The sequence below is a fragment of the Bifidobacterium olomucense genome, assembly GCF_012932375.1.
GTDB classification, from domain to species: Bacteria; Actinomycetota; Actinomycetes; order Actinomycetales; family Bifidobacteriaceae; genus Bifidobacterium; species Bifidobacterium olomucense.
On sequence record NZ_JAAIIG010000001.1, the window covers coordinates 106,750 to 129,537 of the forward strand.

15 protein-coding genes are annotated in these 22,788 nt (G+C 59.3%); 10 read left to right on the top strand and 5 right to left on the bottom strand.

What is annotated here, in order from left to right:
- Positions 1-401 precede the first annotated feature (401 nt).
- Together G1C97_RS00530 and G1C97_RS00535 are read right to left on the bottom strand one after the other, a co-directional pair.
- On the bottom strand, positions 402-1,610 hold the full coding sequence (locus G1C97_RS00530; RefSeq protein WP_169240043.1) for a sensor histidine kinase: 1,209 nt from the start codon (positions 1,608-1,610) through the stop codon (positions 402-404).
- A gap of 9 nt (positions 1,611-1,619) precedes the next feature.
- Positions 1,620-2,222 carry a response regulator gene (locus G1C97_RS00535; RefSeq protein ID WP_169240286.1) on the bottom strand — a complete coding sequence of 201 codons (603 nt, stop codon included), beginning with the start codon at positions 2,220-2,222 and terminating at the stop codon, positions 1,620-1,622.
- A gap of 688 nt (positions 2,223-2,910) precedes the next feature.
- Between G1C97_RS00535 and G1C97_RS00540 the strand changes: the two genes are divergently transcribed.
- From G1C97_RS00540 to G1C97_RS00570, 7 genes are all read left to right on the top strand, one after another.
- On the top strand, positions 2,911-4,041 hold the full coding sequence (locus G1C97_RS00540) for a ThiF family adenylyltransferase (RefSeq protein WP_169240044.1): 1,131 nt from the start codon (positions 2,911-2,913) through the stop codon (positions 4,039-4,041).
- 27 nt (positions 4,042-4,068) lie between these two features.
- The gene (locus G1C97_RS00545) at positions 4,069-4,857 is read left to right on the top strand and encodes a hypothetical protein (protein ID WP_169240045.1); all 789 of its coding nucleotides are present in this window, start codon (positions 4,069-4,071) and stop codon (positions 4,855-4,857) included.
- A 17-nt stretch (positions 4,858-4,874) separates the two neighbouring features.
- Positions 4,875-5,801, top strand: a complete 927-nt coding sequence (locus G1C97_RS00550; protein ID WP_240950961.1) for an ABC transporter ATP-binding protein — start codon at positions 4,875-4,877, stop codon at positions 5,799-5,801.
- Positions 5,802-5,848: 47 nt separating this feature from the next.
- Positions 5,849-6,568, top strand: coding sequence for an ABC transporter permease (locus G1C97_RS00555; RefSeq protein ID WP_240950928.1), 720 nt, complete (start codon positions 5,849-5,851; stop codon positions 6,566-6,568).
- Between the two features lies 1 nt (position 6,569).
- Positions 6,570-7,274 carry an ABC transporter ATP-binding protein gene (locus G1C97_RS00560; RefSeq protein ID WP_169240048.1) on the top strand — a complete coding sequence of 235 codons (705 nt, stop codon included), beginning with the start codon at positions 6,570-6,572 and terminating at the stop codon, positions 7,272-7,274.
- A gap of 25 nt (positions 7,275-7,299) precedes the next feature.
- Positions 7,300-7,992, top strand: coding sequence for an export protein (locus G1C97_RS00565; protein ID WP_169240049.1), 693 nt, complete (start codon positions 7,300-7,302; stop codon positions 7,990-7,992).
- Between the two features lie 484 nt (positions 7,993-8,476).
- Positions 8,477-12,772: an LPXTG cell wall anchor domain-containing protein gene (locus G1C97_RS00570; protein WP_169240050.1), complete on the top strand. Its 4,296-nt coding sequence runs from the start codon at positions 8,477-8,479 to the stop codon at positions 12,770-12,772.
- Between the two features lie 172 nt (positions 12,773-12,944).
- Here G1C97_RS00570 and G1C97_RS00575 read toward each other — a convergent pair whose 3' ends face one another.
- Positions 12,945-14,426, bottom strand: coding sequence for a glycoside-pentoside-hexuronide (GPH):cation symporter (locus tag G1C97_RS00575; protein WP_169240051.1), 1,482 nt, complete (start codon positions 14,424-14,426; stop codon positions 12,945-12,947).
- A gap of 362 nt (positions 14,427-14,788) precedes the next feature.
- Here G1C97_RS00575 and lacZ point away from each other — a divergent pair, with 362 nt between their 5' ends.
- The 3 genes from lacZ (at position 14,789) to nagA (ending at position 20,247) form a co-directional block, all read left to right on the top strand.
- Positions 14,789-17,950, top strand: coding sequence for a beta-galactosidase, LacZ type (lacZ, locus tag G1C97_RS00580; protein ID WP_169240052.1), 3,162 nt, complete (start codon positions 14,789-14,791; stop codon positions 17,948-17,950).
- 96 nt (positions 17,951-18,046) lie between these two features.
- The gene (gene nagB / locus G1C97_RS00585; RefSeq protein ID WP_169240053.1) at positions 18,047-18,859 is read left to right on the top strand and encodes a glucosamine-6-phosphate deaminase; all 813 of its coding nucleotides are present in this window, start codon (positions 18,047-18,049) and stop codon (positions 18,857-18,859) included.
- A gap of 74 nt (positions 18,860-18,933) precedes the next feature.
- Positions 18,934-20,247, top strand: coding sequence for an N-acetylglucosamine-6-phosphate deacetylase (gene nagA, locus G1C97_RS00590; protein WP_044088985.1), 1,314 nt, complete (start codon positions 18,934-18,936; stop codon positions 20,245-20,247).
- Positions 20,248-20,298: 51 nt separating this feature from the next.
- Here the strand turns inward: nagA and G1C97_RS00595 are convergent, their stop codons facing one another.
- Positions 20,299-21,300 carry a LacI family DNA-binding transcriptional regulator gene (locus G1C97_RS00595; RefSeq protein WP_169240054.1) on the bottom strand — a complete coding sequence of 334 codons (1,002 nt, stop codon included), beginning with the start codon at positions 21,298-21,300 and terminating at the stop codon, positions 20,299-20,301.
- Between the two features lie 118 nt (positions 21,301-21,418).
- Positions 21,419-22,705, bottom strand: coding sequence for an ISL3 family transposase (locus G1C97_RS00600; RefSeq protein WP_205832477.1), 1,287 nt, complete (start codon positions 22,703-22,705; stop codon positions 21,419-21,421).
- Positions 22,706-22,788: the final 83 nt, after the last annotated feature.

Here is a 22,788-nt window from a genome sequence, read left to right on the forward strand (position 1 = left end):
TGCTCCAAAAGGGTGAGTTCATGCGACAGCGTGGTTTCAATGCCACTAAAATCCGGAATGATACGAAAATCGTTCTCTCGTAAAGGGCGACACATGGTCGCGGCATCTGTGAAATATTTATGAACGGTTCGGGCCGAGACTTTTCAACAACTAGTGTCCGCGTTGCTCTCTTCTCAATTCCTGTGATTTCGAGCATTGCCTCTCGGTCAGACCGATGGGGGCCGGGATGGGTTGGCGCAAGGTGGCAGCAAAACGTTAATCTATCAGGTCAAGTTTTCGGTTGCTGGTCATGAAAAGGATCCGGTATCATGGTTATCTTCAATCCTTGCAGGAGAAATAAATGTCATTTATTCATTTTGATTGTTGTATTCGCAATGCGGAAATCTCATCTATATAATAAATTAGTTCGTTGACTCTTTTTTGAAGTTCCCACTGCACTTGGTCGTAGGCTTTGTTGTCTCTGGATCGTTCAGTGGAATTTTGGAGTAGAACACCCATAGGCCATCATCACTTCTATAGTTAAGTTCACCTCCCAGTTCTTGTATTCTTTTTGAGTGCAGCAAAAGGCCTCTTCCTGATTGCTCGCATACGGTCAGCTTCGGCCCAGCTGTAATATCATTCATCTCGCTAATTTCCATTGACGAAGGTGATAACCTGACAAGCAACTCGAACGAGCCCTCGTGCGGCGAACTGTGACGTTGTATGTTATTGCATAGCTCTTTTATCAGAGATAGTGCTTCTTCCTTTTCTTCTGGCGTAGTTTTAATGCAAAATCCTTCGATGGTCGCATCCCCGTCATACCCCAACGCATGAAGATGACCGCATCTTGCATCTATTAAATCGCGCAGTTCAACCATAAATGTCGTTTCTGATTTCGTATCCTTATCTTCCGATGAGAGGATATCTATGATGTCATGCACTTGCATGAACGCCTCTTGGCTATGTTCGAGAACGATTTTCCAATCGTCGTTGTGAGACATGTTTTCATCGGTATGAATCCGGGCCATTAATGAGATATCCGAAAGATTATTGGTTAAAGAATCATGTATCTGTATCGCAAGACGGTTCTTTTGCCTCATATAATCAAGCTGCTGAAGTTCGATCTGAAGTTTCAGCCGCTGCTCTTCTCTGATAAAGGCCTGTTGCCGGAGCGCTACCAATCTGCCGGCAAGCAAACTAGCTAAGAACATGACTGTAACTGACATGGAAACGAAAACATTAAAATTGTCTAGTATAATGCTTCGCACGATATACGTACAGGAACAGATCAGCATTGCAAGCAGCCACTCAAGCCAGGTTCCAGAGAATGCAAGAATGCCGAGAGCAATGAGCATGCCACTGATAACGAAGGGACTGTCTTGAGTGAGGGAGATGGAGATTGCGGAACCCGCAACAATGATGGCCCAGCATGCTTGGCCTCCAATGGCAGGAAGAAGGACAAAGGAAACCGCAAGCACTCCGTAGAGCATTGCCGGCAGAAGAGGCATGGGACCGATTTGGATTATCTCCATCAGGGCAAGAGACAACCCTAACAATGACAGAAGAGACAAGCAGGGATGCGCTACATAGCGCCGGATTGCTCTTGACGAAAACGTAAACACTGTATTCATAAAGCCTCATCAGCGATTGAGATGCATCCAGGCGGAAATTAACGCACGATTGTTCGTTACCTCCAACTTGGACGCGGCGTGCTCAAGATGGGTCCGAACCGTGGTCTGGCTGATTGACAATTCCTCCGCTATGTCAGACATTGATTTTCCTCGCGACCAGCGATCAACGATTTCTATCTCGCGAGGGGATAAATCCTTGTTCTTCCCTGACTTCAGCCGCAAAAACGAATCATGAGCATTCAGAAAACGGTCAGAACAGATTCCTGTTTCCTTTATCTGAAGCAAAGCCGCGGCGATTGTTTTCGGATTGTCCTTATGTATGATTCCCTGAGCTCCCGAAACCACCGCTTCTGCAGCATATTCAGCGACACTGAATGATGTCATCATGAGTATGGATGTCTTCCAACTCTCTTTTCTAATCGTCCGGCACACCACCAATCCGTTGATATCAGACATGGAGACATCAGCCAACAACAGATCCGGACAGTGATGCGAAGTACAGACGGCTATGGCCTCAGCGCCAGTATCGACTGGGGCAAGAACTGTGTAACCGGGGAGTAGCCGTCTGAGGCTGACTGAGAGCAATCGCAATGCCAGCCGGTCGTTATCCATGATCAAGAGCGTCGGTGAAGATCTCATGAATCCCCCTAAATGTGGCGAAACAGGAACGGACGTCCAAGGGTCAGCGGAAGTCTGACACGCATATGATACATGTTCTCTCCAATGGCCGCCTCGACAGCTACACGAGTTCGGTCTAAGCCGGCGACCGATTTCACGGCGCCTCTTGATGTATAGGCCAAATTTCGTAGTGCGGTTCCCCATCCGGGAATCGGCACATGTGCTAAAGCGAGAAGGACGCGGGCGCAAAACACGTTGACGCCCGATATGCCCCTAGAAACATCACAGATGGCTGTTGACATCGATGCAGATAGCAAGGCCACGCTTGCCATCCCATCATCTGCCAAGGCCTGCCAAGGTACATCGACGGCCTGTCAGCAGCGGATAATCCTCATTTTCGAGGATGAGACCTTGGCTCATGGCGAGACTCTCCGTAACCTAACGAATACCCGCTCAAATGGACGGGAACAACAGTCCGGGGAGCAGAGCAAAGAGAGGAAACTGTCGGAGCTAGCCCCCCCACAGCGATAAGGAGGTGCAATATGGACGTTGAGATCGAACGCGCCGAGACCGTCGAAGCGACTTCTTGGTGGATCCTCTTCTGAGAGTAGCTCTATTGCGGTGACGGTTTAATATCGTCACCGCCTTTATTTATCTCATTAATTTACAAAGGGGTTTCTATATGCATTTTGATCGTCCCGTCATTAAAAAAACCTTGCCGATATATAGGCTTGACAACTCAGTATTCCGAATTGGTGCACAATTAGGAACAACTTCCGAATTTACTGATCCGAAATGCGAAATGTGGGATTTAGTTCAGTCTCTTGATGGTTCAGAGTGGCAAACAATCGTGAAGAGAATGAAGGATATGCATCCAAGATTATCCGAGGAAGACATCGAAAAAGGCCTTTTGGATTTGGATAAGCTGGGATATATAGACGAGATGTTCGAAGACACTGCTACCGCCCCGCGTTATATGGCAAATGCTACTTATTTTTCTTGTTTCCCTGGCGCAAGTACAGAGTCCGCGGCTCAGATGCAGAATAAACTGCGGCAAAGTCGAATACTTCTTCTCGGATTAGGGGGAGGAGGTTCCAATATTTTGACATTATTGTCTGGTCTAGGAATCGCAGGTGTCACCATTGTTGACTATGACAATGTTGAGGAAAACAATCTTGGCCGTCAATTGTTGTATCGCGAGTCGGATATTGGACGCCCTAAAGTAGAAGCGGCGGCCGAAGCTTTACATGCGATGAATTCCGAAATGGAAATTAAAGCCATCAATCGGAAGATAGAATCCTCTGAAGATGTATCGACTTTGATTCCGGGAAATGACTTGGTGATCTGCGCTGTTGACGAACCGCCATTCCTAGCGCAGCGGCGCGTGAATAAAGCAATAGTAGAAGCCAACGTACCTTGTGTTTTCGGTGCAACTCAGATGACGCATGGGCGAGTATTCACGATTGTCCCACGAAAAACGGGTTGCTTCGACTGCTTACATCTATATTACACGAAGAATGATTCACGATTCGTTAAACAGTTTCGAGGTTTCCAATCTTCCGGCTTTAAATCTCCTACCATTGCATTTGCCCCAACCATTTGGCTGATTACATCGGTTATGGTAGATGAGGCAGTACGTCTTATTACAAACTATGAGAAACCTCGCAGTTTGGGACTGCAGTTGGAAATTGACTACCCCAATTACACGAGTTTTCCCCATCCCGCATGGCCTAGATACGATGAATGTCCAACTTGCGGTAATGGATCATATGACGATTGGGAAGCATTCAAATATTACGGGGAAGGTGTCTGAGTTCACTTTTGAGGAAAAGGTGTAGATGTGTATTGCCGAAAAAATTCTTCCGGCCAATGGATTATTGGCAATGGAAACCAGTCGCCGGTAATCCTGTCTTCTGCTCACTGCAAAAGTCAATTTGAAGCAAAGAAAATCGCGCAAACAATTGACGGATTTAATATACCATTGCCGGAACCGACTCCAGGCAAAGGAAAAATATGGTTTTGCATGAGATTTTTTTTGTGGATATCATTAGCCCTATCATCCATGCTGAACATTTATTATTTCTTTCGTTATGGATTCCCCTCAGGGAGATGGTGGCTGGTACCCCATGAATCCATTCTGATTGACATACTGTTGATTGCGGTAGTAGGCGTAGTTTCTACGGCAATCCATGAATTTGGCCATATGGTTTTCGGTCGTTCGTGGACTGTTTCTGCGCAAATGTTGCATCGTGTGATAAGCACTAATCTAAATCACGTCTGGGCTTGGCCGCGCATTCGGCGCATTGAAGCAATCTCTGCCGGGCTGATATTTGACTCAGTGCTTCTCTCGGCTTTATTTGCGGTTCAGATTATTTTCGATAATGCATATGCTGCATCAGCGGCTTCAACAGTTTGCCTAAGAATGGTATGGCAATTGGGGTTTCATGCAATCCGTGATGGAAGATTACTGATTGTTTTAGCTTTAGATAAGCCTCTATTTTTTAACAAACCCTCCAACAATAGTGAACATCTTTTATCGGTCATACTCAGATTATTTGGATATGCAACGGATCTCTTCATGATATGGCAATGGCCCATTGTTTTGACTATTGGCTTACTTGAAGCGTAAACGATAGGAAGGTGGAAATGGAGCAATACTGTAGTTTATCCGTGCGAGATTTAAATAAGCGGTTCGGGAGATTCTCTTCCGACGTATGGGCGCTGCGGAACGTCAGTTTTTCATTGCCCAAGGGTACACTTACAGGTGTTCTGGGACATAATGGTGCAGGTAAGACCACGTTACTCGGTTCGCTTTGCGGATCAGTGAAACCGACTTCTGGAGCCATACTTTTTTCCGGAAGAGAAATATCCCATGCAGCCGACCTAAGACGTCTATGCGCGTATATGCCGCAGCCACATGTCCCTTTGCGCGGGGTCACTCCTGTCGAGGCTTTGTGCTGCGCAGCCGGCATGCGTGGCATATCTCGTCGTTGTGCGGTTCGCCTAACGAATGACTTTTTGGGTCGTCTGGACATTGAGCAATATTCGCATGTCGCAGGAGAGAATCTATCCGGTGGCTGCAGACGCCTAGTCTCTTTGGGGATGGCTCTCGTCCAGCAGGCTTCGGTAATACTGCTGGACGAACCAACCAACGATGTGGATCCGATTCGTCGCAGCAGAGTATGGAAAATACTCCGGCAGGAAGCCGACCAAGGCAAAACAATACTTGTAGTGACCCACAATCTAGATGAGATAGGTTCGGTGGCCGACAACTTGTTGATCTTTGACTGCGGTCGCCTCGTATGTAATGCGGCACCACGCCAACTCACTTCTATTGACGAACTTATACGAATCGAAGTCAACACTGCGGATCCCTCTTTGGTTTTGACGAAATTAGCTGCAACTCCGGTACTGGCTGAGGGCGGTCGGCTACGTTATGTCTGCTCGTCGGAACAAGCCAAAATGCTACTGAGCCGGCTGAACATGCTGATGGGCGATGAACCAGGACTGTCATTCTCGGTGCAACACGGCACGTTGCGCGAAGCATATGAAAGGATAATCGACGTCCGATGATAAGTGAGGGTGGACTGAATAAATCGCGGCTTATATGCGGTACGCGAATGCTTACCTCTCTATTAAAATGGAGCTTTGTACGGCATAGATATCTATTTATCGCCTTCACCATGGTACAGACAGTATTTGCGCTGGCAATCGTATACGGTCTTACTCTGATGATGGGAAGTCTCACTACCAGTCAGGCTGAGCAGCTCTCTGCAGGTGTATGGCAGCTTGGTCTGGTGGCGGTGGGGTGTACTATTGCTCCGCAGCTATTATCGGAATCCATTTCCGAAGGATTACTTGAATATCAGCGTAATTTGCCGGTACCGAGGATTTGTCTCCTGATAGCTGACTTCATTATCTGGATTGCGGTGTCCATTCCGGGTGTCGTTGCCGGGGTCGTTGCCTCAGCAGCGCGATTTGGACTCATACAGATGGCGACCCCAAATTTGGTCATGATGTTACTTCTCTGCGCATTGGGGAACCTGTCATTGGGGTACATGTTGGCTATATGGCTACCTTGCGGTGGAGTAACGGTTGTCGGTCAGCTAATCATGCTAGCAACAATGCTATTCGCCCCGATTTTATACCCGTCCGACAAATTACCATCAATAATTCTTACCATTCATGATTGGATGCCCTTCGTGCCGATGCACCGGATGCTCACCGATGCCGCATTCCCTGGTAGCAACACGAGCCATTCAATTGATTTATTCGTAGTCTTCGCATGGTGTCTTGCCTGTGTGGCCGGCTGTCTTGCGGGATTATCCAAAAGGAGATGAAATGAAATCACTATCGGCAACTCTCTACTGCAATAGAGTATCAAAAACAATCAGTGGAAAACCGGTCCTGAATGACATATCCTTCAGCGCATATCCAGGAGAAACCATCGCTTTGATTGGTCCGAACGGGGCTGGTAAGACCACGCTGCTCAAAACCCTGGGTGGCCTGATTGCCCCCGATCGAGGCGAGGTTAATGTCCTTGGCCGTATCATGAACCCCGAGAACCGCGACATGTTATTGAGCCAAATCGGCATGCTGATCGGCATCCCCGTATTCGAGCGAGGTATGAGCGTACAAGCCATCCTCCGTAGACATCTGGCATTTATGCGATGCGACTGGTCTCCCGACAACACATTGGAACGGGTCGGCTTGACTTCCATGGGGGATTTACCGGTCGATATCTTGTCCATGGGTAACCGCATGCGCCTTGCGCTGGCAACAGCTCTGGCACATCATCCCACGCTCCTGCTCTTGGATGAGCCAATGAACGGACTCGATCCCACGGGTATGAAGCTGTTTCGCCGCATTATCCGAGAAGAAAACGAACGAGGTGCCACGGTTATTGTAAGCGCACACATGCTCGCCCAGCTGGAAGCCATCGGAGATCAGGTCATAGTCATCAACCATGGTTCTATTAAAGCGCAAAATGCCATGAACGATATCAGCGATCTGGAATCCTACTATTTCCGTCACACGCAGAACTAATACAAACGACCAAGGATCATATTTTATGCTGGATGTCTACCGTATCGAGCGACAATTCACCTCGTATAAGTTCTACCTTTTTCTATTGACCGCCTCTCTTATTGGCAGCTCGCTATCGTTGTTGTTTTTCAGGATTGTAGGTGTCACCCGAGTCGATCATCTCAATTTCCTGGTTTCCGACTTAACGGTGGCCGTGACTTGTGCGGTCCTCACTGCCGGCTGTGTCATCGCCTCTGCCGCCCATTACGCCCATACTATTATTCCTGCCTACTCCGGCGAAGGCCGTGTAATCACTTATGCATGGCCCTTTGGTCGAGCTCCATTGTTTCTGGTGAAAAACGCGATAATCTGGTTTGGTACATTCCTTGCCACATGGATAGGCATGTCGGTGCCCCTAATTCCCTATGCCCTATTGACCGGAGCCGGTTTCCGGCTCCAAGCATTGGCAAGTATGCTGATCGAAGCTTTTGGCGTCGCTATCCTATCCGCCAGCATAAGCATCATCAGCGGGCTAATCGGACTGCTACGAAGCTCGGGTGTTGCCGCAATCGTGGCGGCAATCGTCCTTGGATCCATAGCTGCCAACAGCTTTGCTAACAGCGGAGCCAAAGGCTGGACGATTGTCATCGAAATCGGAACCTGTCTCGCTTTTGCGATTACAGCGCTCTGCGCAATAATCAACAAAGCTCACCGTATTACGAACGAGGATGTAATTTGACTAATACATATTCTCCAGAAAGAAGCGAGATTATTGATTACAATTTCGGCGGATGCTGCGGACAGTGGCGGAGCTGTGGAGTATCATTTCGTTCATCGTTCCTCCGATAAGAAAAATGCCACCCTAGTGTGCTTCAGTGAGAGGCAATAGTGGCTTTTAACATCGCTAATTGTAGCGAATATATCGCCTTTCGTAAAAGCGTAGGACACTCAATGCATCTAGCATCCACTGCAGAACAATGCGCTAAATATAGTATCCGCGTCATGTTTCGTCTATGAACGGTTGCTGGTCTTCGTCACATGTCCGCCGCAGCATCGCTCGATGCGGGGTGATGCTGATGGTGCGTTCGGGGTCCGGCGGCCGGCCGTCGGGCTTGCGGGCGTGCTTTTCTTCCAGGGACCCGGGAGGAGGCGGGTTCTGGAGTCCCCGTCTCCTCCCTTTCCCGGAGAGAGGCGCTTCTGTCGTATGTGGGAAAGGATTTCGTATGAGGTTCGGGAAGAAGAGCACCGGTGTGGTGGCGTCAATCACAGCCGCCGCGGCGTTACTGGCCTGCCTGGTTCCGGTCGCGTTGGCCGATAACGGTGGCGGCGGTTCCGGTGAGGACGGCGGCGGCTCCGGCGGTGGTCCGACGCAGACGGCTGATGTGCATTGGATCTACAAGGATTCGTGGCCGGCCACGCTGGATGGCATGAAGACGGCGTTGAGTGACGCAAAGGTGCGTCTGTCGTCCGATCTGTCGAACGGGCAGAACCAGTTCGTGAACATGAACAAGACTTTGAGCGACGCGATCGATGAGTGCCAACGCTCCTATACGGGTGAGGGGAACGCGGACTGCCGTCTGGTGGCTGTGGGCTACGTGCGATTGGCGGATGGTTCGTTCAACGGCAGCTATGTGAGTTCGAACGCGAAGAACCGTTGGGAGGCGCAGTGGAAGGCCGAGGCGAAGGGCGACTACACGTATCAGGGCCAGAAGTACTCGACTTCGACCACGTGGAAGGACAAGCTCGGCACACGCAGCGTTGACTCTCTGGCGCAGGAGTCGATCAACTCCAACCCGAACGCCTCGTTCCGCGTGATCGTGCTGGCGCAGAACCAGCCGCCGGTCGATTACAAGCTGAACGTGACCACCAGCCACAAGCAGAAAACCGACATGCAGGTCGGCTCCACCGACCCGATCGGCGACGTCATCCATGCAGACAACGGCGGTTCAGCGATCAAGGAGACGTTGAACGGCACCGCGATCATCCATTACGAGAACGGCCCCTACCTGCCCGCGAAGAGCGTGAGCAAGCCGATCAGTTTCTCCAGCAATGGCGACACCCAGCTCGACAATCTCGCCTCGCCGAAGGATTTCGGTATGAAATACTGGGCCGAGGGCTCGTACTGGATCGACATCCAGGTACCCAAGCAGGGCCGCATGCAGGCGGCCGTGGACACCGCGGACCGCGACCCGGCCGAATCCTGGAAGGTGAGCTCGGTGCCGCCCGAACCCCCGGTCAAGAAGATCGAGGACGGCGTGAGCGCCGACCGGATGACGAACCGCACCACCATCACGTACGGCACCGGCCGCGGCGGCTACGAAATGCATTTCCGCGACGTAATCAAACCCAACGGCGTCGAATACTCCGTGGACAACTACAGGCTCATCGACAGGACCGACGGCAACCGCGACGTTTCCGGCGAGTTCGAGATCAATTGGGACAAGGCGTCGAACACGGTGTCGGCCGCGCGTTCGGCGGACAAGGGCGAGATGCCCATGGACCATGTCTACGAGTTCAGCTTCGACGTGACCGTGTCGAAGCCCTCCGACTTCCAGCAGGTCAAGGACCATGCGTGGGGCAAGTGGAACCACGAGCCCGAGGCCGACGCCGGAACGAAACAGTTCGATACGTGGCGGCCGAATCCCGACAAGAGCTGGATCCGCCTGAACGCGAAGGGCCAGTGGGAGGCGGTCATCGACCCGAAGGAGACCAACCGGACCGGCGCCGACGATATGACGCTTCTGGACGGGGACCGGGTCGCCTCGGTGGTCAACGGCACCATCGCCAAGAACCTCATCCAGGCCCCGGAGACCCTGACGCTCACGGACGACTGGTCGGCCGCCGACTACCTGTTCGACGCCGACGACAAGTCGAAGATCAAGGTGTACGAGGCCGATGCCGGCACCGATCGCGAGTCCAGCGTCACCGACATCGCCAACCACGGCAGGGACGTCACCGGCCAGTGGACGATCACGATGGAAGGCACCACGGTGACCGCCACCGCCGGCCAAGCCTACCGCGAGGGATTGAAGGGACTGAAGACCGCGAAGCAGGTCACGCTGCTCATTCCCGGCAAGGCGGCCTACGCCAACGGCAAGGGCGCGGGCCAGGTGCGCGACGACTTCGGCAAGCAGGCGAGCGACGAACTGTCGTTCTGCACCGCGCCGGACGGCAAGGCGCTGACGAACAAGGGCTCCCAGACCGTCAACACGCACACCATCCCCACGAACGAGCCGAAGATCTGCGGCTACATACCGCCCGTCGTCAAGGACGTGGTCGGCGAATCCTCGCAGGGAGGCGACCAGGCGTCCGTGGACGGCAGGGTCGTCTACCCGGGCCAACGCTTGGAATACCGTCTGGAGACCCAGCCCCACCTGCCCGGCAATCTCGCGTACTCGGTCAGCGAGGTGGCGGTCACCGACACCTATGACGAGCATCTTGAAGTGGACAAGCAGACCCTGGAGGTCACCGACCTGTCCACCGGCAAGTTCATCCCGAAAACCGAGTACGAGACCCAGTGGAACGACGCGCAGCACGCGGTGCGCCTCGTGTTCTCCGACGGGTACGTGAAGACCAACTGGCGCAACGGCGCGAACCCGCGCATCATCGTCCGCTTCGAGGGCACGGTCGCCAAGGACGCGCCCACGGACACCAAAATCGGCAACCAGTGGGCCCTGACCCTGAACAACATGATCACCCCGAGCAACAAGGTATGGAACGAGCCGCCCGACTTCACGCCGGTGAAGAAGGACACCCAGGCCGACCCGTCCATCAGCATCGACGGCAAGACCGCGCTGCTGGGCGACCGGATCTACTACCGCGTGACCATCGACGCCAAGCAGACCAACCAGGCCTACAAGGTCTGGAGGCTCGGCATGACCGACGACTGGGACGACGAATACCTCTCCCTCGACGCCAAGCGCATCGAGGTCACCGACACCGCGACCGGCAAGGACGTGACCGCGAAGTTCAACATCGCGGCGATCGACGGCGTCGCCTACGTGTACGCCAAGACCGCGGACACGAAGGTGCCGGCCACCGGCGAGACCATCAAGGGCGACCCCCAGCCCAAGAACCTCAAGGAATACGCCGAAAAGAAGGACCACGACCCGTTGAAGGAGCCGGCCATCGACCAGTCGATGCTGGGCACGAGCTACGAGGTGAGCCTGCCGATGACCGTCATCAAGGTCACCGACGGACATATCGTGAAGAACAAGGCCACGCAGGTCGTCAACGACACCCGCAAGGACACCAACGAGGTCGCCAACCCCCTCAAACCCGTCAACCCGTCCAAGGACGTGGTCGTGAAGGTGGACGGCGAATCCATCGACAAGCGGAGCGTGTACCTCAACAGCCTGTTCCTCTATCGCCTCGACAGCTCCGTGCTGCCCGCGCACCGCGCCTACCAGAAGGTCACCGACTGGAGCATCACCGACCCGCTCGACACCGAGCATGACCAGTACACCGGCCAATGGGCCGTATACGCCATGCGCGACCTGATCGAGCAGGGCAAGGTGATCGCCCGCAAGGGCGTGAAGATCGCCGGCAGCGGCTTCGACGCCAGTGTGTACGGCGGCGAACTGTTCACCCTCGCGCAGGACGACAAGGGCGTGGTCACCGTTACCGCGACCCAGCGCATGCTCGATCTCGTCAGCGGCAACGACGAAAGCGAGCAGGCATGGACCGCGTTCATCCAGTGCAAGCGCGTCAAGACCGGCGAACACATCGCCAACCGGTTCGACGAAACCATCAACGGCACCAAACGTCCTTCCAACCAGGTCGAGACGCACACGCCCGACATGACCCCGAGCCTGAAGATCGAGAAATGGGACGAGGCCTCCGGCTGGCCGGCCGGCGACCGCGACCAGGTCAAGGACGCGCTGGCCATGCAGGGCGACACGCGCATCGTGTTCACCATCACCAACACCAGCACCACCGACCCCGACACCAAGCAGGGCGCATGGTACCGAACCAAGGACCTGAACCTCAAGGACCAGCTGGTCGCCGGCGACGGCCGGGTGACCGATCTCGAATACCCCGCCGATTGGGACAGCCGCATCCTCAAGCCCGGCGAGAGCGTCGAGGTCAAGGGCGTCCTCAAGGGCGTGACCGGCCATCACACCGACCGCGCCACGGTCACCGGCACGCCGTTGGTTGAATGCGTCGTCTCCGACCCGGATCCGTTCGACGGCAAGGACGAGACGTCCGCGCCTGATGATGCGGTCACGATCGACAGCAGGCTCGTCTGCCCCGACACCGAAGTGGTCAGCAACACCGACGACTGGAACGGCTACCGGACCGGGCTCGCCCATACCGGCGCCGCCGTCCAGGGCGTGATCGCGGCGGCGATCACCCTGCTCGCCGTCGGCGTGGGACTGGTCGCCGCCCGCAGGTTCAGGCGCGGGAACAACGCCGCCGGCCGCCACTCCGGCACGATGCAACCCGTCGATGCCGAGGATGCCGACGCGGATGACGTCGAAACCGTGGATTCGGTTCCCGGCGGGCAATCCGTGGGCTGACCGAAGCGGCGGGGACCGTTCTCCGCCGCGATGATTCTTCCGGCCAGACGCCAATCCGGCCGGAACCCCGCCGGTTCTCTTCCTTCTTCTCTCCCCGGCGGGCATGGCAACGGCCCGACGCCAACGGTTCAAACCGTTCGCGTCGGGCCGTTCCCTTGCTACTTTTGGCTGCTTACTGTTCGTCGGTGTTCTCGGAGGCGAGTCGTTCTTCGAGCTGTTCGACGATGTGGTCGTGCATGTTCTCGTCGATCTTGACGGTCAGGAGGAAGACGACGAGGCTGGCGACGATGCCGGCGAGCGGCAGGTAGTAGGCGCAGGTCTTGAACGTGCGGATGTTCGCGGCGGTCATGTCGGCGGCGGTGGCGTTGCCGACCATGCCGGCGGCGACGGCCACGAAGCCCACGATGCCGTTGGACAGGGCGCCGGCGATCTTGTCGAGCATCGGGCGCACGGAGAGGGTGACGGCCTCGTTGCGCTTGCCGGTCTTGAGCTGGCCGTATTCGATGGAGTCGGTCATGCTCAGGATGGCGGTCATCTGGATGGTCTGCGCGGGCAGGTAGAAGAGGACGAGCGCGACGATGACGACGGGCAGGTTCATGGGCGCGATGATGAACAGCGTGTAGCCGGCGATCATGAACGCCATGCCGGCGGTGTACAGCCAGCGGCGCGGGATGCGCCGGTTGAGCACCGGGTAGAGGGGCGTGGTGACCAGTCCGGTGATGACCGGGATGACGCCGGCGATGGAGAAGCTGTCCGGGGCGCCGAGCACGTATTTGAACTGGTAGAAGAGCACGCCGGTGGTGGCGACGTTGGCCACGGAGTACAGCAGGTAGCTCAGGGCGACCCACAGGAGCTGGTCGTTCTGTGCGATGGCCTTGAACGCCTCGATGGGGTTGCCGTTGGCCTCGGCCTTGGCGCGCAGCTCGCCCTGGTTCTCGCGGGTGCCGAACGCGACGCTCCACGCGGTGAGCAAACCGAGTACGGCGATGATGATGGCGAACGCGGCCCAGCCGGTGCGGCCCTGCTCCCATTGGCCGGTGAACTTCCAGGTGAACCAGCTGACGACGGGCACGACGATGACGGTGACGCCGTTGTATCCGATGGACCCGGTGAACGCGCCGAGAGCGGTGTACGTGCTGCGCTCGTGCGAGTCAGAGGAGATCGCGGGGATCATGCCCCAGTAGGAGATGTCGCGCAGCGAGTAGATCACGTCCAGCAGGATGAACACGATGACGAACAGGACCATGAACACGCCGGTGTTCACGTCCACGAGCCCGAACAGGCCGGTGAACACCATGATCAGCAGGATGCCGGGCACGAGGCCTCCGATGAACTGCCAGGGACGGAACCGGCCCCAGCGGGTGTTCGTGTTGTCCACGAGGTTGCCGAGCAGCGGGTCGAGGAAGATCTCCGCGATGCGGATGACCACCACGAGTCCGGTGATCACCGCGATGAGGCGCGCGGCCAGCGTCTTGTCCACGTCGATGAACAGCGCGGTGGTCACGAACGTGATGAAGAACGTGCTCATCGTGTTGTAGAACGCGGCCTGGCCCAGGTTGCCGAACGCGTATGCGATCTTCTGCCCCATGTTCCTGGTGGGCACGGCCTGCGGCTGTCCGGGCGTCGCCGTGCGCTGTGTGGTGGATCCGCTCATGGTGTGGTGGCCTCCTTGCGACCTGTAAAGAATCCGTGCGCGGGAACAGCTCCGATCCCGCAAGACGCGAGTATAGGACTTTCTTGAAAAAGTAAAAAACTTTACCGCGTGTCGCAAGCAATGCCAACGATTCATGTTCGCCAATCCAACACGCCGCGCGGGCGCTAGCAGTGGTCGGAGACCGGATTATCGTTGATAAGTAACGGCTTTCCGCTGTTCTTGCGGTCGCAGTCGGGACAAGCGCAAGAAGTTGCGTAAATTAGTAAATATCTTTATCATCATTGTGCAAGGAGTCACATTCGGAGGCTCCCGCACTGCGGCGGCAACGACGCGACGCAATCCGATGCGAAAGCGAGGACATCATGAACACAACCGACGATCAGCGGAAGAACGGCGATCCGATCGTCTCCCCGTCCATGCCGACGACGGCATGGCTCGCCGACCCGCGCGTGTACGCGGCCCACCGGCTCGACGCCCATTCCGACCATGCATGCTGGTCGCACGCCCCCTCCGGCGGCGAGGGCACGGATCTTAAGCAGAGCCTCGACGGCGAATGGCGGGTCCGCGTCGAGACGGCGCCGGCGAACAGCTTCCCCGACGGGACGAGCGACGGGCCGGATTGGATCAGCGACGTGTCGCCGTTGTTCGCCGCGCCGGGCTTCGACGACTCGTCGTTCTCCCGGGTGCAGGTGCCCTCGCATCTGGAGACCGCGGGGCTGCTCGCCCCGCAGTACGTGAACGTGCAGTACCCGTGGGACGGTCACGAGGACCCGAAGGCCCCGGCCATCCCCGAGCATGGCCATGTGGCGGTCTACCGACGCGAGTTCTCCGCGGAGGGCGCGGTCGCCCAGGCCATCCGCGAGGGCCGTACGGTGACGCTCGCCTTCCAGGGCGCGGCCACCGCCATCTACGTGTGGCTCAACGGCGCGTTCGTCGGATACGCCGAGGACTCCTTCACGCCCAGCGAGTTCGACGTGACGGACGTCATCAGGAAGGACGGCAACGTGCTGGCGGTCGCCTGCTACGAGTATTCGAGCGCGAGCTGGCTGGAGGACCAGGACTTCTGGCGTCTGCACGGCCTGTTCCGCTCCGTCGAGCTCAATGCGAGGCCCGCCGCCCATGTCTCCGACATCCACGCCGGGGCCGATTGGGAGCCCGCCACGTCGATCGGATCGCTTTCGCTGGACGTACTGATCGACGGCGCCGCGAACGCCGCGACGGCCGACCTAGCACTGCGGGACAAGAACGGCGCCGTCGTCTGGCGCACCGCCACGGAAGCGGCCGGAACGCTGCACGCCGAGGCCGAGATCGACGACGCGGCCCCCTGGAGCGCCGAACGCCCCGACCTGTACGAGCTGTCCGTCACCCTGCTCGACGCGGACGGCAAGGTCCTGGAGACCGCGCGTACCCGCATCGGCTTCCGGCATGTGGCCATCGAGGACGGCATCCTCAAGCTCAACGGCAAACGTCTCGTGTTCCGCGGCGTCAACCGCCACGAGTTCGACTGCCGGCGCGGCCGTGCCGTCACCGAAGAGGACATGCTGTGGGACATCCGCTTCATGAAGCGCCACAACATCAACGCGGTGCGCACCTCGCACTACCCGAACCAGTCCCGCTGGTACGAGCTGTGCGACGAATACGGCATCTACCTGATCGACGAGACCAACCTGGAGACCCACGGCAGCTGGAACAGCCCCGGCGACATCCCCGTGGGCACCTCCGTCCCCGGCGACGACGAGGCCTGGCTTGGCGCGTGCATCGACCGGCTGGACAGCATGATCCTGCGCGACCGCAACCATCCCAGCGTGCTCGTCTGGTCGCTGGGCAACGAATCCTACGCGGGCGAAGTCCTCAAGGCCATGAGCGCGCACGCGCACCGGCTCGACCCGTCCCGCCCCGTCCACTACGAAGGCGTCAACTGGAACCACGCCTACGACGGGATCAGCGACTTCGAAAGCCGCATGTACGCCAAGCCCGACGAAATCCGCGACTGGCTCGAACACGGCGACGAACGGGGCGAGGCGAACAAGCCGTTCGTCAGCTGCGAGTACATGCACGCCATGGGCAACTCGTGCGGCGGTCTGAGCGAGTTCATCGACCTCGAACAGTACGAGCGCTACTCCGGCGGGTTCATCTGGGACTACATCGACCAGGGACTCGTCCAGCGCCTGCCCGACGGGCGCGAACGTCTCAGCGTCGGCGGCGACTGGGCCGACCGGCCGACCGACTACGAATTCGTGGGCAACGGCATCGTGTTCGCCGACCGCACGCCCAGCCCCAAGGCGCAGGAGGTCAAGCAGCTGTACTCGCCGGTCAAGCTCACCCCCGACGGACACGGCGTGACCATCGAGAACCGCAACCTGTTCGCCGGCACCGACGGCTACGTGTTCGCCGCACGGCTCCTCGAAGACGGGCATGAGATCTGGCACGCCGACTACCGGTTCGACGTGGACGCCGGAGATACCCAGCGCCACGACATCGCCTTCCCCGACATCGACACGGACGGGAATACGCGCGAGGTCACCTACGAGGTCGATCTCCTGACCGCGGAAGCCACCGCATGGGCGCCGGCCGGCTACGAGCTCGCGTTCGGCCAGCTCACCGGCACACTCAACCCCGAACGGGACATCACCGAGACCGATCATGACGACGACGGCCGTGCGACGGTCACGCTCGGCCGATGGAACGCGGGCATTCGCCGCGACGACGAGGAAATCCTCCTGTCGCGCACCCAGGGAGGCATCGTCTCCTGGAAGCGGGACGGCCGGGAAATGGTCATCCGACGCCCCGAACTCGTCACTTTCCGCCCGCTGACTGACAACGACCGGGGCAACCGTTCCGGATTCGACCGCGCCGCATGGTTCGCGGCCGGTCGCTACGCCGTCGTGACCGATACGAGCATCGCGCAATCCGACGACGGAGGGCTCACCGCCAAATACCGGTACGAGCTCGCCGACCCGGACCACACGCCCGTGACGGTCTCCTACCGCATCACCGCCGACATGCGCATGCGACTGACCGTCGAATACCCCGGCGGAGCCACCGGTGCGGCCAGCCTGCCCGCGTTCGGCGTCGAATGGGAACTGCCCGGCGAATACGAGCACCTGCGCTACTACGGCCCCGGCCCCGAGGAGACCTACCGCGACCGCAAGCAGGGCGGCAAGCTCGGCATCTGGAACGCCACCGCGAAGACGAGCATGGCACCGTATCTCATGGTGCAGGAAACCGGCAGCCACGAGGACGTCCGCTGGCTCGAAGCCACCGACATCCAAGGCCACGGATTGCGCGTCACCCAACGCGGCGACCGTCACTTCACGGCCAGCCTGCTGCCCTGGAACACCTACACGATCGAAGCCGCGCGCCGCCATGAGGACCTGCCCGAGCCGCGCCACAACTACCTGCGTCTGCTCGCGGCCCAGATGGGAGTCGGCGGAGACGACTCCTGGGGAGCCCCCGTCCACACGGCCTACCAGCTGTCCGCCGGCAGGCCGCTCACCCTCGACGTGGACCTCGAACTCATCTGACCGGCAACGGGCGGCGGCATGCACCACCATGCCGCCGCCCGTACACGTATATATACATTTCCCAAACACAATCCACAGGAAAAGAGGCAATCAATCATGGCTGAAGTGATCATCGTCAAGAACGAGGAGGAGGCCGGCGAGATCTACGGCCGCTGCGTGGCGGACCTCATCAAGGCCAAGCCGGACGCGGTGCTGGGTCTGGCCACCGGTTCCAGCCCGCTGGCCGCCTACCGCGCCCTCGCCAAGATTGTGCACGAGGAGCACATCGACGTCTCCAAGGTGCGCGGCTTCGCGCTGGACGAGTATCTGGGCCTGCCGCTGACCCACCCGGAGTCCTACCACTCCACCATCCACCGCACGGTCGTCGAGCCCCTCGGCCTCGACCCGGCCAAGGTCCACGTGCCCGGCGACGTGCTGAACGGCGCCCCGCTGGAGGACGGCGACAAGATCGCCGCCGCCGGACCGGCCTACGACGCGGCGATCGAGGCCGCGGGCGGCATCGACGTGCAGATCCTCGGCATCGGCACCGACGGCCATATCGGCTTCAACGAGCCCGGCTCCTCGCTGGCGTCCGGCACGCGCGTGAAGACCCTGGCCGAGCAGACCCGCATCGACAACGCGCGCTTCTTCGACAACGACATCAACCAGGTGCCGACCCACTGCATCACGCAGGGCATCGGCACGGTGCTGAAGGCCCGTCACCTCGTGCTGCTCGCGTTCGGCGCGGGCAAGGCCGAGGCCATCGAGGAGACCGTCGAGGGCGGCGTGTCCGCGTTCTGCCCGGCCTCCGCGCTGCAGCTGCATCCGCACGCCACGATCATCATCGACGAGGAGGCCGCGAGCCGTCTGCGTCACAAGGACTACTACCGCTACGCCTTCGCCCACAAGCCGGCCTGGCAGGGCATCTGATCGGCAGACGAACGATTCGGGCTCCTTCTTGCTTCGCCAAGAGGGAGCCCGAACCCATATGCAGGAAGGAAATCATGACGCAGGACAGAGATGAGATCGTCGCCCGCGTGACGGCGGCGTTGGAAGGCGAGGCCAAGCCGGTCGCGATTCGCGGGGCGCGCAAGGTGGACGCCTGCGGCGAACAATCGGGGTATTGGGTGGTTTCGGACGCACGTGGCGTGATTGTGGCCACGGGCTTCGCCGCCGCGGACGGTACCGGCGAGGAGGCGTTCGAGCACGCCTGCCGCACGGTCGGCATCGACCCGGCCGTTCCAGCTGATTCCAACGACGCGGTCATCGACGCGGCCGGCCGCATCCTCACGCCCGGCTACGTGGACATCCACGCCCACGGCGCCTGGGAGAAGAGCTTCGACGACGGCCCCGACGGCATCGACGTGGCCCGCGCCGGCCACGCGGTCCACGGCACCACCCGCCAGGTGCTCTCGCTCATCACCAACCCGATGGACGTGATCTGCCGCAACATCCGCACCGTGCACGAGAAGATGGCCACCCGCCCCGACATCCTCGGCTGCCACCTCGAAGGCCCGTTCCTCGCCCTGAAGCGCAAGGGCGCGCACGACCCGAACTGCCTCAAGGACCCGGTGCCCGAACTCGTGGACCGCATGCTCGACGCCTCGGGCGCCGACCCCGCCGCCGGCAAGCTCGGCTGCATCCGCCAGATCACCATCGCCCCCGAGCTGGAGCATGGCATCGGCGCCATCAAGCAGTTCGCGGCCGCCGGCGTGGTGCCCGCGGTCGGCCACTGCGACGCCGACTACGAGACCGCCCAGGCCGGCTTCAACGCGGGCGCCGGCATCATGACCCACATGTTCAACGCGATGAACGGCCTGCACCACCGCGAACCCGGCCCCATCCCGGCCGCCGTCGAGGACCCGCGCGTCACCATCGAGCTCATCAACGACGGCTTCCACGTGCAGAACCCGATGGTCAAGCTCGGCTTCGGCCTCGCGCCTCACCGCATCGCGTTCGTCACCGACGCCATGGCCGCCACCGACTGCCCCGACGGCGCGTACAAGCTCGGCGAACTCGACGTGAACGTCATCGACGGCCATGCACGGCTCGTGTCCAACGGTGCGATCGCCGGCTCCACCTTGACGTTGGAGGTCGCGGTTCAGCGCGCGGTCAACGAACTCGGCTTCAGCCCGGTCGCCGCCGTCGAAGCCGCCACCCTCACCCCGGCCCGCGCCTTCGGATTCGACAGGCTCAACCCCGTCACTGGTGCGCCGCTCGGCCTGATCGCCCCCGGATACGCCGCCGACCTTAACCTCCTCGACCCCACCGACTGGACCGCCCAACACGTCTGGTGCGCCGGCCGCCAGCTGAAGTAAACTCCTTCCAGCAAAATCGACACCGGTGCCGCCCGTCTTCGAGACGACGTCTTACGCCTGAGGAACGAAGCTTGCGCGCGGCACCAGCTCGGTCGTCAGCAGGATGTGACGACGCACCCGCCGCTCATGCTTCAACCCATCAATCAAGGTGGAGAACGCCATACGGGCCAACTCCCTTTGATCAATCGCATACGAACTCAGCGACGGCGACGTGTACCGGGCGATTGACTGGTTGTTCACACTCACCACGGCCAACTCGTCGGGAACCGCCACGCGCAGTGCGTTCAACGCCTGCAACGCCCCCACCGCGAGCACGTCGGCAGCCACGATCAGACCATCGGGCATGCTGCCGGCCTCACGATGATCGGCCACCAGTTGCTCCGCGAGACGATAACCGTTCTCCACGGTGAACGTGCCGGACGAATACACCAATCCGTCCGTTTCCAATCCCAAGTGCGCAGCCCACTGGCGGAACGACAGTTCGCGGATATCCTCGGGATAGTCATGCGTGCCCATGATGCTGCCCACGCCACCGAGAAACGCGATGCGTCTGCGGCCCGCCGCGATCATCGCGTCCAAGGCATCCAGCATCGTCTGCGACAGATCGGGCCGTACGGAGTCGAACAGGTGCGGTGCCGGATTCGTGTCGATGCACACGCCATGCGGGAGCACCGCATGCAGGGCGCGCAGGTCCGCTTCAGGAAACACCGCGGCACCCACGGTGATAAACCCATCGAACTCCGCCGCGCGTTCCGTCAGCTCATGTATGGACCGGATGAACGTGGGCTGGTCCAATTCCATCGACCCCGCACACTCCGCAAGAACCTTCCGCAGATCGGAGAAGTATGCGTCCTGCAGCTCCTCCCCGGACGGAGGGGCGTCCAGCACAGCGATCGCGGGACGGAACACGTTGCGGTATCCCAGCTCCTCGCACACTCGCAGCACGCGCCGCCGCGTCTCCTCCTTGATGGAGAACGACGGGTCGTTCAGCAAGCGCGACACCGTGCTCTGCGACACCCCGGCCCGTTCCGCGACCTCCTTGAGCGTGGCCATGACATCCTCCCCGCAAACTTTAGTAAAGGGTTTTACTACAGCATAACCCGAGATTTGCAAGACGACGGTATCTCACACTTAAGTGGCTCTTCGCATTTTGGTGTGTATGGGCGGTGGTTTAGAGGTGGGCTTGGATGGCTTGTCTGAATCCGCCGGTGTGGAGCAGGCTTCGGGTGATGTAGTTGTCGAGGTTGCGGAAGCCGAGGGCTATGCCTCTGAGGGTTTCGAGGCGTCCGTTGATGGCTTCGGTGGGCCCGTTCGTCCCGTGGGGGTGGTCGAAGAACGCGAGGACGTCCGTCATGCGGCGTTTGAGGGTGCGGCCGAGCGTGGCGAGTTCGGGGCATCCGGGCGCCGCGCCCCTGACGGCGAGGGACTCGATGAGTTCGGCCATCATGCCCCGTCCCTTCCCGCGGTCCTCCTGCGCGTAGCAGTCGATGATCTTCTGGTAGGCACCGTGCGCGAGGGCGAGCGGCTTGTTCGCGGGATCGGAGAGCAGCAGGTCGATGCGCGCCTGCTGCTTGTCGGTCCGGAGCCGCGCGGTCTTCAATAGGTTCCTCCTGCCTTTGTAGAGCGGGTCGTCGCGCCGGCCTCGCCGGCCCGTGGCCTCGCGTTGGAGCCGGCAGCGCACTGCGGTGAGCCTGTCGCCGGCGAGCTTGACGATGTGGAACGGGTCGAGGATCTCCACGGCGCGGGGCACCTGGCGCGCGGCGGCCTTCCTGTATCCGGCGAACGCGTCCATCGCGACCTCCCTCACGCCGTCCCGGAACGATCGCGGGCGTTCCTCCAGCCATCGGGCGAACGCCTTCTCGCTCCTGCCCTCGACCATGTCGAGCAGCCGCGCCGGCCGGCCCGTCCTTCTGGGGGTGAGGTCCACGATGACGGTCACGTACCGGTTGCCGGTGCGGGTGTGCCGCCACACATTCTCGTTCACGCCGATCGACTCCACGCCGTCCAGCCGGCGCGGGTCCGCGGCCAGCACGTTCACGCCCTTCTCCAACACGGCCCGGTTCAACGCGCCCCACGAGCAGTGCAGGTCATGCGCGCAGGCGAGCACGCTCTTCGACTTCAGCACCACCTCCGCCGCCGCCCACCACACGGCCGCGTCCGTCAGCCGCCGTCCCCCGTCGGCTATGTGGGTCAGGTCGTCGGTCCACGAGCGGGCGCACGCCACGCACTCGTACCGTCTGACCCGCACCAGCAGGTGCACGGCATGCTGACCGACGGGCGTGTGCGCGAGCCGGCGCCGCCACGAGGAACGGACCCGACCCATGGCCCCGCATTCCCGGCAATACCGGGCGGTCCCGTCCGCCGGCTCGCAGCCGATCAGCCACACTCCCGCCCGCGAGCCCGACACCACGTGCCTCTGCGAGACGGGATTCAGGCGCAGTCTGTCCAGACCGAGCAGGACCCGGCCGTCGAACGCGCTAGACTCGTTACCAAGCCGCGCGGTTTCCTTCACTTTTTCAATCACACACCGAATGAAACCGC

Coding starts and splice junctions, on each gene's coding strand:
- G1C97_RS00570 (WP_169240050.1), top strand. CDS start 8,477: ATGAGGTTCGGGAAGAAGAGCACCGGTGTGGTGGCGTCAATCACAGCC.
- G1C97_RS00595 (WP_169240054.1), bottom strand. CDS start 21,300: ATGGCCACGCTCAAGGAGGTCGCGGAACGGGCCGGGGTGTCGCAGAGC.
- G1C97_RS00530 (WP_169240043.1), bottom strand. CDS start 1,610: ATGAATACAGTGTTTACGTTTTCGTCAAGAGCAATCCGGCGCTATGTA.
- G1C97_RS00540 (WP_169240044.1), top strand. CDS start 2,911: ATGCATTTTGATCGTCCCGTCATTAAAAAAACCTTGCCGATATATAGG.
- lacZ (WP_169240052.1), top strand. CDS start 14,789: ATGAACACAACCGACGATCAGCGGAAGAACGGCGATCCGATCGTCTCC.
- G1C97_RS00560 (WP_169240048.1), top strand. CDS start 6,570: ATGAAATCACTATCGGCAACTCTCTACTGCAATAGAGTATCAAAAACA.
- G1C97_RS00555 (WP_240950928.1), top strand. CDS start 5,849: ATGCTTACCTCTCTATTAAAATGGAGCTTTGTACGGCATAGATATCTA.
- G1C97_RS00535 (WP_169240286.1), bottom strand. CDS start 2,222: ATGGATAACGACCGGCTGGCATTGCGATTGCTCTCAGTCAGCCTCAGA.
- G1C97_RS00550 (WP_240950961.1), top strand. CDS start 4,875: ATGGAGCAATACTGTAGTTTATCCGTGCGAGATTTAAATAAGCGGTTC.
- nagB (WP_169240053.1), top strand. CDS start 18,047: ATGGCTGAAGTGATCATCGTCAAGAACGAGGAGGAGGCCGGCGAGATC.
- G1C97_RS00565 (WP_169240049.1), top strand. CDS start 7,300: ATGCTGGATGTCTACCGTATCGAGCGACAATTCACCTCGTATAAGTTC.
- nagA (WP_044088985.1), top strand. CDS start 18,934: ATGACGCAGGACAGAGATGAGATCGTCGCCCGCGTGACGGCGGCGTTG.
- G1C97_RS00575 (WP_169240051.1), bottom strand. CDS start 14,426: ATGAGCGGATCCACCACACAGCGCACGGCGACGCCCGGACAGCCGCAG.